The organism is Testudinibacter sp. P27/CKL/0425 (assembly GCF_052931395.1).
Map to the genome: position 1 here is coordinate 1092250 of NZ_CM128801.1, position 17423 is coordinate 1109672.

General features: G+C 49.2%; 16 protein-coding genes and 1 other RNA gene. 11 read left to right on the forward strand and 6 right to left on the reverse strand.

Annotation, left to right across the window (positions count from 1 at the left end):
• The first annotated feature begins 9 nt into the window (after positions 1-9).
• The 8 genes from rseP to rnhB all read left to right on the forward strand — a co-directional run bounded on the left by rseP (position 10) and on the right by rnhB (position 8708).
• Positions 10-1368 carry a sigma E protease regulator RseP gene (rseP, locus tag ACUHGC_RS05470; RefSeq protein ID WP_446834621.1) on the forward strand — a complete coding sequence of 453 codons (1359 nt, stop codon included), beginning with the start codon at positions 10-12 and terminating at the stop codon, positions 1366-1368.
• 83 nt (positions 1369-1451) lie between these two features.
• Positions 1452-3863 carry an outer membrane protein assembly factor BamA gene (gene bamA, locus ACUHGC_RS05475; protein ID WP_446834622.1) on the forward strand — a complete coding sequence of 804 codons (2412 nt, stop codon included), beginning with the start codon at positions 1452-1454 and terminating at the stop codon, positions 3861-3863.
• Positions 3864-3930: 67 nt separating this feature from the next.
• Positions 3931-4467, forward strand: a complete 537-nt coding sequence (locus ACUHGC_RS05480) for an OmpH family outer membrane protein (RefSeq protein WP_446834623.1) — start codon at positions 3931-3933, stop codon at positions 4465-4467.
• Between the two features lie 4 nt (positions 4468-4471).
• Complete coding sequence (gene lpxD, locus ACUHGC_RS05485; protein ID WP_446834624.1) at positions 4472-5500, forward strand: UDP-3-O-(3-hydroxymyristoyl)glucosamine N-acyltransferase; 1029 nt, start codon at positions 4472-4474, stop codon at positions 5498-5500.
• 59 nt (positions 5501-5559) lie between these two features.
• Positions 5560-6048: a 3-hydroxyacyl-ACP dehydratase FabZ gene (gene fabZ / locus ACUHGC_RS05490; protein WP_446834846.1), complete on the forward strand. Its 489-nt coding sequence runs from the start codon at positions 5560-5562 to the stop codon at positions 6046-6048.
• A gap of 22 nt (positions 6049-6070) precedes the next feature.
• Positions 6071-6859: an acyl-ACP--UDP-N-acetylglucosamine O-acyltransferase gene (lpxA, locus tag ACUHGC_RS05495; RefSeq protein WP_446834625.1), complete on the forward strand. Its 789-nt coding sequence runs from the start codon at positions 6071-6073 to the stop codon at positions 6857-6859.
• A gap of 93 nt (positions 6860-6952) precedes the next feature.
• The gene (gene lpxB / locus ACUHGC_RS05500) at positions 6953-8119 is read left to right on the forward strand and encodes a lipid-A-disaccharide synthase (protein ID WP_446834626.1); all 1167 of its coding nucleotides are present in this window, start codon (positions 6953-6955) and stop codon (positions 8117-8119) included.
• A complete protein-coding gene (gene rnhB / locus ACUHGC_RS05505; RefSeq protein WP_446834627.1) occupies positions 8112-8708 on the forward strand; it encodes a ribonuclease HII in 597 nt (198 codons plus the stop codon). Before lpxB ends, rnhB begins: the two co-directional genes overlap by 8 nt.
• A gap of 88 nt (positions 8709-8796) precedes the next feature.
• On the opposite strand, the gene ACUHGC_RS05510 is transcribed toward rnhB, so the two are convergent.
• From ACUHGC_RS05510 to ACUHGC_RS05525, 4 genes are read right to left on the reverse strand one after another with little or no spacing between them, the layout of a single operon-like run.
• A complete protein-coding gene (locus ACUHGC_RS05510; RefSeq protein ID WP_446834628.1) occupies positions 8797-10026 on the reverse strand; it encodes an FAD-dependent monooxygenase in 1230 nt (409 codons plus the stop codon).
• A 1-nt stretch (position 10027) separates the two neighbouring features.
• Entirely contained in the window at positions 10028-11245 is a 1218-nt protein-coding gene (gene ubiH, locus ACUHGC_RS05515; protein ID WP_446834629.1) for a 2-octaprenyl-6-methoxyphenyl hydroxylase, read from the reverse strand.
• Positions 11246-11278: 33 nt separating this feature from the next.
• Complete coding sequence (gene pepP / locus ACUHGC_RS05520) at positions 11279-12577, reverse strand: Xaa-Pro aminopeptidase (RefSeq protein WP_446834630.1); 1299 nt, start codon at positions 12575-12577, stop codon at positions 11279-11281.
• Positions 12578-12591: 14 nt separating this feature from the next.
• Entirely contained in the window at positions 12592-13143 is a 552-nt protein-coding gene (locus ACUHGC_RS05525) for a YecA/YgfB family protein (RefSeq protein ID WP_446834631.1), read from the reverse strand.
• Between the two features lie 150 nt (positions 13144-13293).
• Between ACUHGC_RS05525 and ACUHGC_RS05530 the strand changes: the two genes are divergently transcribed.
• The 3 genes from ACUHGC_RS05530 to ACUHGC_RS05540 all read left to right on the forward strand — a co-directional run bounded on the left by ACUHGC_RS05530 (position 13294) and on the right by ACUHGC_RS05540 (position 14509).
• Positions 13294-13608, forward strand: a complete 315-nt coding sequence (locus ACUHGC_RS05530) for a cell division protein ZapA (protein ID WP_446834632.1) — start codon at positions 13294-13296, stop codon at positions 13606-13608.
• Between the two features lie 81 nt (positions 13609-13689).
• Positions 13690-13872, forward strand: a non-coding RNA gene (gene ssrS / locus ACUHGC_RS05535) — 6S RNA.
• A 31-nt stretch (positions 13873-13903) separates the two neighbouring features.
• A complete protein-coding gene (locus tag ACUHGC_RS05540) occupies positions 13904-14509 on the forward strand; it encodes a 5-formyltetrahydrofolate cyclo-ligase (protein ID WP_446834633.1) in 606 nt (201 codons plus the stop codon).
• Positions 14510-14524: 15 nt separating this feature from the next.
• Here the strand turns inward: ACUHGC_RS05540 and ACUHGC_RS05545 are convergent, their stop codons facing one another.
• Together ACUHGC_RS05545 and ligA are read right to left on the reverse strand one after the other, a co-directional pair.
• Positions 14525-15334 carry a class I SAM-dependent methyltransferase gene (locus tag ACUHGC_RS05545; RefSeq protein ID WP_446834634.1) on the reverse strand — a complete coding sequence of 270 codons (810 nt, stop codon included), beginning with the start codon at positions 15332-15334 and terminating at the stop codon, positions 14525-14527.
• A gap of 43 nt (positions 15335-15377) precedes the next feature.
• Positions 15378-17396 carry an NAD-dependent DNA ligase LigA gene (gene ligA / locus ACUHGC_RS05550; protein ID WP_446834635.1) on the reverse strand — a complete coding sequence of 673 codons (2019 nt, stop codon included), beginning with the start codon at positions 17394-17396 and terminating at the stop codon, positions 15378-15380.
• Positions 17397-17423 lie beyond the last annotated feature (27 nt).

Here is a 17423-nt window from a genome sequence, read left to right on the forward strand (position 1 = left end):
AAAAACGTGATGTCGTCGCTTTGGTATGTTTTTTCATTTTTAATTGTTATCAGCGTGCTGGTGTTCGTGCACGAGTTCGGACACTTCTGGGCGGCACGCAAGTGCGGTATTAAAGTGCTGCGCTTTTCTATCGGTTTCGGCAAAGTGCTGTGGAGTCGTACCGATAAACACGGCACCGAATTTGCGTTATCGATGATTCCACTTGGCGGCTATGTCAAAATGATGGACAGCAAAGCCGGAGACGTTCCTCTCGAATTGCGTGGGCAAGATTTCAGTGCCAAATCGGTGGCGCAACGTGCGTTTGTGATTGCCGCCGGGCCGTTGGCGAATTTCCTGTTTGCGATTGCCGCCTATTGGCTGATTTATCTGATCGGCGTGCCGGCGGTGAAACCGGTGATCGGCTATGTCGAACCGGATTCGATTGCAGCGCAAGCGGGACTGCAACAAGAAATGCAAATTCGGACGGTTGACGGAAAAGCGGTGGAAGATTGGACCGCACTTAATATGCTACTGACCACTAAGGTCGGCAGTCCGGAAGTGATTTTGGGTGTTTCCGAGTTTAATCAACCGCAACAGCCGCTTCAACAAAAGCGCTTGAATCTCAGTCATTGGCAATATGATCCGCAGCAGCAAAGCGCATTCGGTTCATTGGGGATGATGCCAAAGAGCGGAGAAGTGGAGTTAACGGTCTCGAAAATCAGCGCCGATTCGCCAGCCGCGTTAGCCGGATTACAGGTTGACGACACGATTTTATCGGTCAACGGACAGACTTTAGAATGGCGAGAGTTAGTTTCCGTGATCCAAAATAATTTGCAACGTCCGCTGAATTTTTTGATTGCGCGCGGTCAGGGGCAAACGAGCCAACAGATCGAACTGTCGATTACGCCGCAACAGAACAAAGAAGGGCGGGTTTATATCGGATTTTCGCCGACTTTCCAACCGTTGCCGCAACAGTACCGCACCGAATTAAAATATGATATTCTAAGCGCCTTGCAGCAGGGAGTTGAAAAAACGTTCCAATTGAGTGGCGTGATTATCAAGTTGGTCGGGAAATTGTTGAGCGGCGACATTTCGCTAAATAATATCGGCGGGCCGATTTCGATTGCGCAAGGCGCGGGCATTTCGCTGGACAGCGGATTAGTGTATTACTTGAGTTTTATGGCGTTGATTAGTGTCAATTTAGGCATTATGAATTTATTTCCACTGCCGGTGTTGGACGGTGGACACTTGGTATTCTTGGCGCTGGAAGCGATACGCGGGCGCCCGGTGACGGAACAGGTGAGAGAGGTCTTTTTCAAAATCGGCGCGATGTTATTGCTGTTCCTAACATTTTTTGCTGTATTTAATGATATTATACGCTTTATTTGATTTTGAACGACCGTCAGACAATTAAACGAACTTTTATTTAACCCTATTGATTGAACAAAGGCTTATTAAACAGGAAAGCTACAATGAAAAAACTCCTAGTGATCAGTTTACTTTTAAGTAGTGCCGGCGTGTTGGCTGCGCCTTTTACCGTACAGGATATTCGCGTAGAAGGGACGGATCCGGTAACGGCTAACAATATTATTGCCGGATTGCCGGTTAAAGTCGGACAACGGGCAACCGATCAAGATTTGTCCCAAATCGTCCGTACGCTGTTTTTGCGCGGCGGCTATGAGAACGTGGAAGTGGTGCGCGAAGGAAACGCATTAGTATTGCGGATTCAAGCGCGTCCTTATATCACTTCCTTAGATATCGAAGGGAATAAACAAATTCCAAAAGACGCATTAGAAAGCAATTTGCGCGATAACGGAATTGCCAAAGGTGAAATTCTGGAACGTGAGAAATTGGCGTCTTTCCGTCAGGAATTGCTGAAATATTATCACTCGGTCGGTTATAGCAATGCCGAAGTGAATACCATCGTTGATGACTTGGGCGAAGGCAGAGCAGCCTTAAAACTGGAAATTAAAGAGAATGATCCTGCACTGGTGAAAGAGATTAAATTTGTCGGCAATAACGCATTTAGCGACAGCAAATTGTTGGATCAAATTGAAATTCAGCCGGATGTGTCTTGGTGGAATATTTTCTCTAGCAGCAAATTCTCCGAGCCGAAATACGATAAAGATTTAACCACGTTGCGTGATTTCTATTTAAATCAAGGCTACGCTAAATTTAAGATTGTGAACAACGACGTTCAATACAGCGAAGATAAAAAAGAAATCAGTTTAACTCTTACGTTGGACGAAGGTGAAAAATACACCATTAACGATGTGCGGATTATCGGTGATACCGCGGGCATGAGTGCCGATTTAAATCAGCTATTGGTGAATGTTAAATCCGGCGAGCAATTCCGTGGCAACACTGTACGCATGATTGAAGACGGCATTAAAAGCACCTTGGGTGCTCGCGGTTATGCCAATCCGCAAATCAATATCCAGCCGGAATTCAACGATGCCGAACATACCGTAGATCTGATTGTGGTGGTTGACGCAGGTCGTCGTTATTATGTGCGTTCAATTCGTTTTGAAGGCAATGACGTCAGCGCGGATTCAACATTGCGCCAAGAAATGCGTCAGCAGGAAGGCACTTGGTTGTCTACCGCCCTAATCGAACAAGGCAAATTGCGTTTGGAAAGAACCGGTTTCTACGAAACGGTTGAGAGCCAAACCTTAGCCGTACCGGGTGTTAATGATCAATTAGACGTGTTATACAAAGTGAAAGAACGCAATACCGGCAGCATTAACTTCGGTATCGGTTTCGGCAGTGAGAGCGGATTAAGCTATCAAGCCAGCGTAAAACAAGATAACTTCCTTGGTATGGGCTCATCAGTCAGCTTATCCGGTGTTAAAAACAAATACGCCACCAGTATCAATCTGGGTTATAACGAGCCGTACTTTACGCGCGACGGCGTGAGCTTGGGCGGAAATATTTTCTATGATACCTATGACTATAAAAACAGTGACACCACGGCATCTTACGCGCGGACGAGCTACGGTATCAACGGCACTTTAGGCTTCCCGGTTAACGAAAATAACTCCTATTATCTTGGCGTCGGTTATGTGTATAACAAACTGAAAAATATGTATCCGGAATACAACCGTGCGCTTTATTTACGTTCGATGGGCGCTGACGAGTGGCGGATTAAGAGTGATGATTTCGAATTCAGTTTCGGCTGGAATTACAACACCTTGAATCGCGGCTTCCTGCCGACCAGCGGCACTCGCGCCAGCATCGGCGGTAAAGTGACGATTCCGGGATCGGATAATAAATATTATAAACTCAGCGCAGATTTTGCGACCTATCAGCCATTAAACTACGATCAAACTTGGGTGTTGTCAGGGCGTGCCGGCTTGTCGTATGCCAACGGTTTTGGCGGCAAGAAATTACCGTTCTATCAAAACTATAGTGCCGGCGGTATTGGCAGCTTGCGTGGTTTTGCTTACGGTGCGGTAGGTCCGAGAGCGATTTATAACAATAAAGCCGGGGCGTCGATCAATGATCCGGCGAGCAGCTATGACAACATTAATTATGATGTGGTTGGCGGTAATGCCATGGCGACAGCCAGTATTGAACTGATTATGCCGACACCGTTTGTCAGTGATAAAAACCAAAACAGCGTGAGAACCTCACTGTTTGTGGATGCTGCAAGTGTATGGAATACCGAATGGAATAAAGATAAAGCCAAGTTATTTACCCAAGGCAATATCCCGCAGCGAATTGTGGATTACAGCGATCCAAGCCGCGTGCGCGCCTCTGCCGGGTTGGCATTCCAGTGGAATTCCCCGATCGGACCGTTAGTGTTCTCGTATGCTAAACCGCTGAAAAAATATGAAGGCGATGAAATTGAACAATTCCAATTCAGTATCGGCGGCAGTTTCTAATAATCGAATAATCAATGGACGGATTAACGGTTAATCCGTCAAATTTAATGACATCAAGGATATTTACATGAAAAAAGCATTAAAAATCGCAGGCCTTTCTTTAGCATTGGCGTTGACTTCTTCATTGGCAAGCGCGGCGGAAAATATCGCCTTTATCAATTCTGCCTATTTGTTCCAAAACCATCCGGATCGTGAAATTGCCGCTGCGAAAATCGATGCGGAATTAAAAGCGCCGGCAGAGAAATTGCAAGCTAGCGAAAAAGCGATCGTCGCAAAAATCGAAGCATTACAAAAAGAAGCACCTAAATTACGCGCGGCAGATATTCAAAAGCGCGAAGATGAAATCAATAAAATGCGTGACGCTTACCAAAAACAAGCGGAAGAGCTGCAAATCAAAAATGAAGAATTGCAATATCAAGAACGCGCTAAATTATTGGCCGGCATTCAAACGGCAACCAATGAAGTGGCAGCCAAAGCGAATTACAGCTATGTGATCGACGCCAATGCCGTGGTATACGCCGCTGCCGGTAAAGATATTACCGAAGAAGTATTAAGAGCGATTAAACCGGCTGCAGCCGCACCGGCAACCGAAGCTAAAAAATAAGTATATGGCACAGTATTCATTACAACAACTTGCCGAGCAGGTTGGCGGCGAGTTACGCGGCAATCCGAACGCGACGGTGGAGAGCATCGCCGCGTTGGATAAGGCGCAGGCGCAGCAATTGAGTTTTATCTCAAACGCGAAATTCCGTGAGTTGTTGGCAACCTCAGCCGCCGGCTGTTTATTGGTGAGTTCAAGTGATGTCGATTTTTGCCACCCAGACAGCAATTTGATTATCGTTAAAGATCCTTATATTGCTTATGCGTTGATTGCACAACTGATGGACGACACGCCGAAAGCGGCGAGCGGAATTGCCGCAAGTGCGGTCGTCTCCTCCTCGGCAATTGTCGGCAATAATGTCTCGATCGGGCATCATGCGGTGATTGAAGAAGGCGTTGAGTTGGGCGATAACGTGATTATCGGGGCGGGCTGCTTTATCGGCAAACACAGCAAAATCGGCGCCGGCACGCAATTGTGGGCAAACGTCACTGTTTACCATGAAGTTGAAATCGGGCAGAACTGCTTGATTCAATCCTCGGCTGTGATTGGTTCTGACGGTTTTGGCTATGCCAACGATAAAGGCAAATGGATTAAAATTCCACAGCGCGGACAAGTTATCATCGGCAATAGCGTTGAAATCGGCGCCTGCACTTGTATCGATCGTGGCGCGCTAGACGCCACGGTGATCGAAGATAATGTGATTATTGATAATCTGTGCCAAATCGCACATAACGTACATATCGGCACCGGCACCGCAGTCGCGGGCGGCGTGATTATGGCGGGCAGCCTGACGGTCGGCCGCTACTGCTTAATTGGCGGTGCGAGCGTGATTAACGGGCATATGGAAATCTGTGATGGCGTAACGGTCACCGGCATGAGCATGGTGATGCGTCCAATCACCGAACCGGGGGTGTATTCTTCCGGCATTCCGCTACAAACCAATAAAGAGTGGCGCAAAACCGCGGCACTTACGATGAATATTAATGAGATGAATCGTCGTTTGAAAGCATTAGAGCGAAATTACGATAAATCATAATTAACAGAACATTTTGCTGCCAACCGTTTTCGGCGGCAATGGGTACAATACTAAGGGAACTGACAACCGTGACAACTGAAAACAACCAAACCGAGTCGCAGACAAGAGAAGCGAAAATTGTTGATATTAACGAAATTATGCAGTTATTACCGCATCGTTATCCGTTTTTATTAGTGGATAGAGTGATTGATTTTGAAGAAGGCAAATGGCTGAAAGCCGTGAAAAACGTCAGCGTCAATGAGCCGTGCTTCACCGGACACTTTCCGCAAAAGCCAATCTTCCCCGGCGTGTTGATTTTGGAAGCGATGGCGCAAGCAACCGGCGTGTTGGCATTCAAAACCCTTGAACTGCCAAAAGACGAATTGTTCTATTTTGCCGCAATTGATAATGCACGCTTCAAACGTCCGGTTGAACCGGGTGACCAGATGGTTCTGGAAGTTCACTTCCTGAAAGAACGCCGCGGCGTAACGCGTTTCACCGGTGTTGCCACCGTGGACGGCAAAGTGGTGTGTGAAGCCGAATTAATGTGTGCCCGCCGTCCAATGTAACCCTCTTAACCCAGGATAGAACATGATTAATCCAAGTGCAAAAATTCATAGCCTCGCGATTGTTGAAGACGGCGCCAAGATTGGTGCGGATGTTGTTGTCGGTCCATTTTGTATTGTTGGTGCGGATGTCGAAATCGGCGAGCGTACCGTATTGCATTCCCATGTGGTGGTTAAAGGACACACCAAAATCGGGCGTGATAATCAGATCTTTCAATTCGCCAGCATTGGTGAGGTCAACCAAGATTTGAAATATAACGGCGAGCCGACCAAAACCATCATCGGTGATCGTAATCGTATCCGCGAGAGCGTGACGATTCACCGAGGTACGGTGCAAGGCGGCGGCGTAACGCGGATCGGCGACGACAACTTGTTGATGATCAACACCCACGTTGCTCACGATTGCCAGATTAAAAACCGTTGTATTTTAGCCAATAATGCCACTTTGGCAGGCCATGTCGAGCTGGATGATTTTGTGATCGTCGGCGGAATGTCGGGGATTCATCAGTTTGTGGTGATCGGTGCGCACGTGATGCTGGGTGGCGGTTCAATGGTCAGCCAAGATGTGCCGCCATACGTGATGGCGCAAGGCAACCATGCGCAGCCGTTTGGTGTGAACTTGGAAGGTTTGAAACGTCGTGGCTTTGACAAACCGGCAATGCACGCGATTCGCAATGTATATAAACTGATTTATCGCAGTGGAAAAACGTTGGAAGAAGTGATTCCGGAAATTGAGCGGATTGCCGAAACCGAAGCGTCAGTGAGCTTTTTCCTGTCGTTTTTCAAACGTTCAACCCGTGGAATTATCCGCTAACGGTGTGATTCCCTGCCCGCAGCTTATGCGGGAATGTGTTGTCACCAATCTAACCGCACTTTCAAAGTGCGGTTATTTTTTAAGGTATAGCTGATGAAAGCAGAAACAAACTCACCGCTTATTGCGTTGGTTGCCGGAGAAGTATCGGGGGATATTCTTGGTGCCGGCTTGATGAAAGAGTTACGCCAAATTTATCCGAATGCACGTTTTATCGGTATTGCCGGGCCGCTGATGCAAGCGCAAGGCGCAAAAAGTTATTTCGATATGGAAGAGCTGGCGGTGATGGGGCTGGTGGAAGTGGTGAAACACTTGCCACGCTTGCTGAAGATCCGTAAACAATTGATTCAGCAACTGTTGGCAGCCAAACCCGATATTTTCATCGGCATTGATGCGCCGGATTTCAATCTTGGCGTGGAACGCATTCTGAAAAAAAACAGGATCAAAACCATTCACTACGTCAGCCCGTCGGTTTGGGCGTGGCGTCAGAATCGGATTTATAAAATTGCTAAAGCGACCAATTTAGTGCTGGCATTTTTGCCGTTTGAAAAAGCGTTTTATGATCGCTTCAATGTACCGTGCCGTTTTATCGGACACACCATGGCAGACGCGATTCCGCTCAACGTGGATAAAACCGAAGCACGCCAAGCGCTAGGTTTGGATCCGGCGGCGCGCTATTTGGCAATTCTGCCCGGTAGTCGTGGTTCGGAGCTGGAATTTTTAAGCGAACCATTTTTACAAACCGCACTTTTGCTGAAACAGCGTTTCCCCGAATTAGAATTTTTAGTGCCGTTAATTAATGCTAAACGTCGGCAACAATTTGAACGTCTCAAGGCGCAAATCGCACCGGATTTGGCGCTACATCTGTTCGACGGACAAGCGCGCAATGTGATGATCGCCGCCGATGCTACGCTACTCGCATCCGGCACCGCCGCATTGGAGTGTATGCTGTGCAAATCGCCGATGGTGGTGGGCTACCGTATGAAACCGTTCACTTACTGGCTGGCAAAACGGCTGGTGAAAACGCCGTATATTTCGCTGCCGAATCTGCTGGCAAATGAAATGCTGGTGCCGGAATTGATTCAGGAACAGTGCAATCCTGAGAGCTTAGCGCAGGCATTGGCGGTCTATTTTGACGACAGTGAGAGCGCGCAAAACCGCACTTTAGCACTCAAACAGCGTTTCACCGAACTGCATGATCAGATCCGCTGCAATGCCGATCAACAAGCGGCACAAGCGGTGGTCGAGGTGTTAAATGGATAAGTTTATCTATCCGGAAAATGTCGGTTTGATTGCCGGTGTAGATGAAGTCGGGCGCGGGCCGTTAATCGGCGCAGTGGTGACCTCCGCAGTGATTTTAGATCCCGCTCGCCCGATTGCCGGGCTGGCGGATTCCAAAAAACTGTCCGAGAAAAAACGGCTGCTGCTGGCTGAGGAGATCAAACAAAACGCACTGGCATGGAGTTTGGGACGGGCGGAAGCGGAAGAAATCGATCAACTGAATATCTTGCAAGCCAGCCTGTTGGCAATGCAAAGAGCGGTTGAAGCACTTACCATTCAACCGCACTTCGTATTAGTGGACGGTAACAAACTGCCGCACTTGGCAATGCCGGCGCAAGCGGTGGTGAAAGGCGATAGCTTAGTTGCAGAAATCAGCGCCGCCTCAATCTTGGCAAAAGTCGCTCGCGATCTGGAAATGGCGGAATTAGACAAGCAATATCCGCACTACGGCTTGGCGCAACATAAAGGCTACCCGACCGCACTTCACCTCGAAAAATTACAACAATACGGCGTTTTGCCTCAACACCGCAAGAGCTTCGCACCGGTGAAAAGGTGTTTGCTGCAAGGGTAATTGGCACAGAAAACAGAGCCATAGTAGGAAATTGTTGATACTAATTTAATTAGTATTTTATATTTACTAGAAAGGCTCTATGATTCCTTTAATTCAAAATCATCACATCATTCGGCATTTCGCGGATTTTTTTCGGCAGATCACCGTTGATGCCTAGGGCTTGTGCTATCAGTTGATCTTTTACGAACGGTAGTTGATCGGTGAGGTTCATGCCGACGCCGCGCAGCAGTTTTTTCAGCGGGTTGCTGTCATTGAATAGCGATTTGAAGCCTTGCATTGCCGCCAGCATTTTTGTCGCTTCACTTTTACGCCAGCGTTCATAATGGCGCAGGTGGCGTAATTCACCAATATCGTTGCCTTGTTGTAGATTGTTTTCAATCGTTTCCGCCAGTGCCATAGCGTCCATAAAGCCGAGGTTAACGCCTAAACCGGCTAACGGGTGAATGGTGTGGGCGGCATCGCCGACTAGGGCGATGCGATTTTTCGCAAAATCACGCGCATAGCGGGCGGTGAGTGGAATGGTTTGGCGAGCACCGACCACGTTACATAAACCGAGCCGATTATCGAAAGCGATGGTTAACGCTTTATTGAATTCCGCTTCATTCATTTGTTGATGTTTTTCCGCCAGTTCCGGTGGCTGTGACCAAACAATTGAACACAAGTGCGGTTGGTGTAACGGCAAGAAAGCCAGAATCGAATCGTGACTAAAAATCTGACGGGCGCAATGTAAGTGCGGTTCAGCAGTTTCCACATTGCACACTAAGGCGCTATGTCCGTAGTCGCGGAAGGTCAGTGGAATATCTGCTTGTTGCCGTAACCATGAATTCGCACCGTCAGCACCGACCAGCAGTTTGCCCATTAATAACTCACCGTTTTCTAATGTCAGTAAGGCGCATTGTGTGTTGCAAACCGCACTTTTCGGCTTGCTATTGATGATTTCAACATTGGCTTGTTGCGCTACTTTTTGCCACAGTTGTGCGCGAATCAGGTTATTTTCGATAATATAACCCAGTTGATCCAAACCGAGTGATTGGCAGTCAAAGCTGATTTTGGCGAAGCTGTCTCTCTCCCACACCTGCATTTGTTGATAGCCGCAGTTGCGCCCCTGTTTTAATCCGTGCCATACGCCGAATTGATGCAGCATTTTTTGGCTGGCAAGGGTTAGTGCGCTCACGCGGTTGCTGACCGTTTCATTGGCTTGTTCGGTCGGTGGATAGGCTTCGATAATCGCAATTTGAATCGGGCTGTGTTCCAAGGCAGCTGCCAATGCCAGCCCCACCATGCCGCCGCCAATAATGATTATGTCTGTAGTTTTCATCTTATCTCCAGCCTAAAGTCGGTTTAATAATCTGTTGTCGTAACGCACGTTGATTGGCGAGCCCCAATAAGCCGAGATTGCGCCCGATTTGTAACGGCAGCAGATCGTTGGCAAAAGTATTGACCAAACTGTCGGTCAGATTGATGATATTTGCCTGATCGGCTTGGCGCCGCTGTTGGTAGCATTGCAATACCGCACTTGCGCCGAGATCTTGCTGTTGAGTTGCCGCTTCGCTTAACACCGCGGCTAAATCGGCGACATCACGCAGCCCTAAGTTAAAGCCTTGTCCGGCGATTGGGTGCAGCGTTTGTGCCGCATTGCCAATTAGTGCTAAACGATGATGAATTGTGCTAGTGGCTTTTTGCAACACGAGCGGATATGCCGCTCGTTTGCCGACGTCAAGAAAGCGCCCTAAACGCCAGCCGAATTGCTGTTGCAGGCGCTGTAAAAAGGTTTGGTTATCCAGCGCCATCAGTTCGTCCGAATCTCGAACGCACCAAACTAACGACAGTAAGCCGTTTTTTAACGGCAGTAGGGCTAGCGGCCCTTGCGCGGTGAAACGCTCAAACGCTTCTCCTTGGTGAGGCTGTGAGCTGCGCACATTGGCGATCACCGCACTTTGTTGATAATCGTTAATCATCTGATATTGAATACCGCACTGTCGGGCAATCATCGAATTTGAACCGTCAGCGGCAACCAGAAGTGCGGTTTGCAACCATGTTTGATTACTTAATTGTAGGCTAACGTGCTGCGTTGAACGCTGGAGCTGAATTACGCTTAGCGGTGCAATATAATCAATATTCTGCTGCTGTGCTATCGCAGTAAGTAAAATTTCACCCATTGCCGACAGTTCGACCACTGCGCCCAAACGGCTTAATTTCATTTCTTGCGCCGAGAGATTCACCAGCCCGGAATGCCCGCGATCGGAAATATGAATGCGTTGAATGTTTTCGGCGCACGCTTCGATTTTTTGCCACAGGCTGTGTCGGCTATCAAAGGCAATTTGTTGTAAGGTTTGGCAGCTGCCTTGCGCTAAGGCAATGCTGCGGCTGTCGAAACCGCACTTTTGTTCGTAGCGCTGAGAAGGGGAAGCATCTTGACGTTTGCGTTCGATAATCGCAATTTTCAATTCAGGGGAGCGCTGTGCCAGTGCCAGTGCCAGACAGCAGCCGCTCATCGCGCCGCCGACAATCACCACATCATAATTTTGAGTTTGCATTCTGTTTTCCCCTGACGTATTGGTTTAACCGAATTACTGTGCCTGTTGCATCACCGCTTCAATTTCATCAATTTCTTTCGGTACAGCACTGGTCAGCACTTTGTTGCCGTATTCGGTGATCAAAATATTATCTTCAATTCGTACACCGATGCCTTGGTATTGTGGCGGAATATCCAGCTTTTCGCTGAGGTATAAGCCCGGCTCGACTGTCAGCACCATGCCGACTTCTAACTTACGATCGCGCTGATTGCCGTAATCGCCGACATCGTGCACATCCAATCCTAGCCAATGCCCCAAGCCGTGCATATAAAACGGTTTATAGGCTTGTTGTTCGATTAACTGTTCAACCTCACCGTGCAAAATGCCGAGTTGCACCAAGCCTGCGACTTTAATTCTCAGCACCGCTTGATTGACTTCCGCAATACTAGCACCGGGTTTTAACAGCTCAAGTGCATGCTTTTGTGCTTGTAGCACCAGCTGATAAATCTCGCGCTGTTCCGGGCTGAATTTACCGTTCACGGGAAACGTACGAGTGATGTCACCGGCATACATTGAAAACTCACAACCGGCATCAATCAGCACCAAATCGCCGTCTTGCAGCAGCTGATCATTTTCGGTGTAATGTAAAATACAGGCGTTTTCGCCGCCCGCTACAATGCTGTTGTAAGCGGCAAAACGTGCGCCGTGGCGGCTAAATTCATGCAGTATTTCACTTTCCAGTTCGTATTCATAACGATTTGGGCGAGCCTGTTTCATTGCGCGCAAGTGTGCCAACGAGGAAATTTGCCCGGCTTGTTGCAATAATGCGACTTCATACTCAGATTTGAACAGTCGCATTTCATCGAGCAACGGGCGCCAGTCATGCCGTGGCGTAGCAGCGTCGGTAATCACTTGCAGGCGTTCATCGCCCCAGGGTTGCAAGCCGTCAGCGTGGTAAAGTGCGGTGGAGGCGTTTAGCCAGTTCAGTAATTCGGCTTGCAGCTTCTCAATCGCATGCGCCTGATCGACCCCAAGCACCTCCGGCGCGTTTTCTACGCCGAGGCGGCGGCCGTTCCAGGTTTCCATTAACGGATCGGACGGACGCACAAAAACCGCACTTTCAAGGCAGCCTTGTTGTTTACGCAATAACAAGGCCGAATCGGGTTCGTTAAAGCCGGTGAGATACCAAAAATAGCTGTCTTGCCGGAACGGATAGTGGCTGTCGGCATTGCGCTGTTTTTCTTGCGCTGAAAATACGATCAGTATGCTGTTGTCCGGCAGTTGTGCCGCCAGCTGTTGGCGGCGTTGCTGAAATGCTTCGGCGGGCAGTTGCGCTAAATAGGTTAAATCCATTGGCGATACCACACTTAGTGTAAGGTGGTTTGTTGCGGCTGTTGTTTGCGATTGAAATCGGAGTAGAAAAACATCGCAATCGCGCGCACATATTCGCTGATTTCGGTCAGCGCCACGTCTAATTCTTCTTGATCGTCATCTTCGTCATAGCCCAAATTGGCGATGTCGTTCAGATCGCCCACCGCTTCGCGGATTTCCTCGCTTGCTTGATCCAAGTGCGGTTGTGCCAGCCCAAGCCCCAACAGAAAATGGCTAACCCATTCCGACAGCGAATCGGCACGGCTGAACAGCGAATTTTCGTCCAACCAAAGTTCAAATGAGAAATCTTCGTCGTCGCCCAGTTCGTGGTTAATGGTTTGGTGCAGCTGTTCGACTTGCTGCATTAACGCCACCGGATAAGCGTGGCCGTCGTTGGTGAATTGATAAGTCAGGGTTTTCCAGCTGTTATCTTGCACACCGCCGCACAGCAAGCCGCTGAGAAAACCGTGTAATTCGGCGGCGTTCATGCCGATTTGATGCGAATGCAGTGCTTGGTTAAGGGTTTGATAATCGAGATTTGTTGTCATGTTCGGCTCCTGAATAGTTGCCGTTTATTTTAGCATTCAATCGGAATCACGACCAATAAAACAATCTTTGGCTATGGTGAAAATCACAGACTGTGGCATAATAATCAATACTTTTTACAAAATGGGTTACAGTCAGCACGGGGTCAGCAGATGTCTAAAAATATTGAATTACATATTTTTGGTCAGGTTTTACGATTAAATTGTCCTGAAGAACAACAAGATGCCCTACGGGCAGCCGCCTCTCAGCTGGAACAGCGAGTCGGCGAACTGAAAGAGCGCACCGGCATTCTGCAAATGGATCGCGTGTTGTCAATTGTGGCATTGAACCTGACATTTGAGTTGCAGCAAGAGAAACAAAAAAGCTCCGAGCAAGATTCGCTGATCAGCCGAATCCAGCAACTTGATGCTTCTTTAAGCAGCGCACTGGCGGAAATCGGCACGGACATACAAATTTTAGCCAGATAGGGCTAAAAATGTGCGGACGGGCACATTATCATTTTGTAACGCTGGCGCTTTTTCTGAAATTGAGCTAGTATTTAAATAACAAATTTCCTGGGGTGTGCGTCAGCGGATTAAGTCCCTGAGCCGATACTTTAAACTTTTAGAGTCGGTCCCCCACTGTCGGTGTGCATGCTCAGCTCGACTGAGAAGCCTTAAGGCGGTATGACTGGCTCCCTTGAACCGTAGGGTTCAAGGACCGATTATTCGCAACGGCACTCCGGGTTCCTCTCATTTTCGTCAGCAAGTCAGAACCGCACTTATGACAACTCTCAATCACACGCTTTCTCAACACGTTCAACAACAGCGCCAAGCATTGCGCAAAGAGATGCGCTTGAAACGCAGCCAACTCAGCGCGCAGCAACAGCAATTTGCCGCGCAGCAGATCACCCAACAAGCGCTGCAATTGATTGATCAGCATAATGTACAAACCATTGCGTTATATCTTGCATTTGACGGAGAAATTTCCACCGTACCGCTAATTGAATGGCTTTGGGCATTGGGTAAAACGGTTTGTTTACCGCGTTTGCATCCGTTTGCGGAAGGGCATCTGCTGTTTTTTCGTTACCAGCCGGATTCGGCGTTGCAGCCGAATCCGTTTGCGATTCCCGAGCCGCCGCTGGACATCACTATGCTGGTGTCGCAAAATGAGTTGGATATGATTTTCACCCCGCTGGTGGCATTTGACCGACAAGGCAATCGTTTGGGCATGGGCGGCGGCTTCTATGACCGCACTTTGCAGCATTCCATGCAAACGCCGCGTGAGAAAACCTTTATTTCGGTCGGGCTGGCACACCGCTGTCAGCAGGTCGAACAGTTGCCGATTGCCGAGTGGGATGTGCCGCTCGATCTGATTTTATCGGCATAACTGTGCCGTTTGCCGCTATTTTTCCCAAGACAGAAAAGCCCAGACTTTTTCGTTTGGACGAGCTTGTGCAGGCTGTTGCTGTGCAAAATAGGCTTTGAGTTTTTGTATTTCCTGTTCGCGGAGCTGCCCAAGCGACCACGCCACCGAGCGGATGAACGCCTCTTCGTTCCATTCACTCACGCGGCTCATGCCAGTTTGGGTGCAGATAAAATCCACGCTGACTCGATAGCCTTGTTGGTGCAAAATATTCAGCGCATAAATATAGCTGGGAAAGCCGATGCTGTCGCGCCCGATATGGCGTAAGACATCTTGTGCGATAAAATCTTTTTCGACCGTCATCGTCATATAAACCGCTCTTTTGGCTTTGGCGTTCAGTTTGTTCAACGCCGCTTCCAGATCGTCGACCATTGAGGAGCGCGACGACACGCAGACATCACATTCCGGCACCTCGTCCCAGTTGTCATACCACGATTTCAGTAGCGGTTGTAGGTTGTTGATTCCCAATTGCTGCGCGCGCTGTTGCACCACTTGCAGCATTTTGGGGCTGAAATCGAGCGCATAAACCTGCCGAATTGTCGGGGCGACCGATAACCCGATCGCACCGCCGCCACAGCCGATATCGAGCAAACTGTCGCTTGGCTTTAACGCCATTTTTGCGACGAATGCACGGCTGTAGTCGTCTTGAAAATCCGAACCTTGCGTCAACAGATTTTCCGCTTTCGAATCCCAATCTTGCGCGGTTTTCGGCTCGCGCGTCGCCAGTTGGATATGGTTGCGGTAGAGTGCAGCAAAATCAATATCGTTAATAATCGGGAAACCAGGCATCGTTCGCTCCAAAGTAAAATGAGAGTAGTGCTAATTTAGTGCATTAGGCAGGATTCACGAGTGCCAGAAAATCCGCTTCGGACAAAATTTGCACGCCCAATTCCTGCGCCTTGGTCAGCTTCGAACCGGCTTTTTCGCCGGCGATCAGGTAGTCGGTTTTGACGGATACGCTGCCGCTGACTTTGCAGCCGAATTGCTGCAGATAGGCTTTTGCCTGATCGCGCGTCATTTGGGTTAAGCTGCCGGTCAGCACCACACTTTTGCCTTTTAACGGATTGTCATCGATTTGGGTGTCTTCAATAGGATCCCAGTGAATACCTTGTGCCAGCAGATCGTCCATCACGCTGACGTTATGCTCTTCTTGCCAGAACAGGTAGATACGCATCGCGACCACTTCGCCGACATCTTGCACCTGTTTAAGCTGCTCTTGATCGGCACTGCGGATCGCATCTAAGGTTTTGAAATGGTTGGCAAGGTTAAGTGCGGTCGCCTCGCCGACATCGCGGATCCCTAACGCAAAAATAAACCGCGCCAAGCTGGTTTTTTTCGCTTTTTCCAGGCTGTCTAACGCATTTTGCGCCGATTTTTCGCCCATGCGTTCCAAACGCATCAGGCTGAGTTTATCCAGTCGGAACAGATCGGCGGGGGTGTGTAACAGTTTGCGATCGACCAGTTGCTCAATCAGCTTGTCGCCGACGCCGTCGATATCCAGCGCTTTGCGCGAAACGAAATGCTTTAACGCCTCTTTGCGCTGTGCATCGCAGAATAAGCCGCCGGTGCAGCGCGCCACGGCTTCGCCGTCAATCCGTACGATTGCCGAGTCACAAACCGGGCAATTTGCTGGAAATTCGATCGGTTTGGCGTCGGTAGGACGGCGTTCTAAAATCACGCCGGTGATTTGTGGGATCACATCACCGGCGCGGCGAATAATCACGGTATCGCCGATTGCAATACCTAAACGCGCAATTTCATCGCCGTTGTGCAGGGTGGCATTGCTGACAGTGACACCGGCAACAAACACCGGCTCCAGTTTGGCGACCGGGGTAATCGCGCCGGTGCGCCCGACCTGAAATTCCACGCTGTTTAACACGGTTAATTGCTCCTGAGCCGGAAATTTGTACGCAATCGCCCAACGTGGTGCTTTGGCGACAAAGCCTAACCGCACTTGTAGTTCGATGTCATTGATTTTCAGCACCGTGCCGTCGATGTCATAGCCCAGTTGGTCGCGTTTTTGCGCGATCGCTTGGTAATAATGCAGCACCTCTTGTTCGCCGTGGCAGAGGCGAATTTCCGGATTGATCGGAATGCCGATCGATTCCAGCCAGCGCAAGCGTTCATAGTGCGTCGGCGGCAGTTCGACGCCTTCGGAAATGCCGATACTGTAAGCATTCAGCTTCAAATGGCGTTGGCGGGTGATTTTCGGATCCAGCTGACGCAGCGATCCTGCCGCGGCATTGCGTGGATTGGCAAAAGTTTTTTGCCCGTGTTGCAGCGCGTCTTGGTTCAGTCGTTCAAAGGCTTGGTGCGGCATAAACACTTCGCCCCGAACTTCCAGCCGGGCGGGAGGATTGTCGCTCAACAGTTGCAGCGGAATGTTGCGAATGGTGCGGATATTGGCGGTAATGTCCTCGCCGGTGGCACCGTCGCCGCGTGTCGCCGCGCGGGTTAATACGCCGTTGACATACAAAATACTGACCGCCAGCCCGTCGAGTTTCGGTTCACAGCAAAATTCAAGCGGCTGCGCCGAACCTAACCGCTCTTGAATGCGGCGGGTGAAAGCGGCAAAGTCCTCGTCGGAAAACGCGTTATCCAGCGAGAGCATCGGCAGTTCATGGATGATTTGCTGAAAGCCCGCCAACGGTTTGGCACCGACGCGCTGGGTCGGAGAGTCGGGGCTGACAAATTCGGGGTGATCCGCTTCCAAGCGCTTCAGCTGGTTTAACAGACGATCATATTCGCTGTCGGGAATTTGCGGTTGATCCAACACATGGTATTGATATTCATGGTGGCGAAGTTGTTGGCGAAGCTGCTGAATGTGTTGGGAAACAGTTTGTGTAGTCATGGTTTGTCTGATTCTAAAAAAGACCGC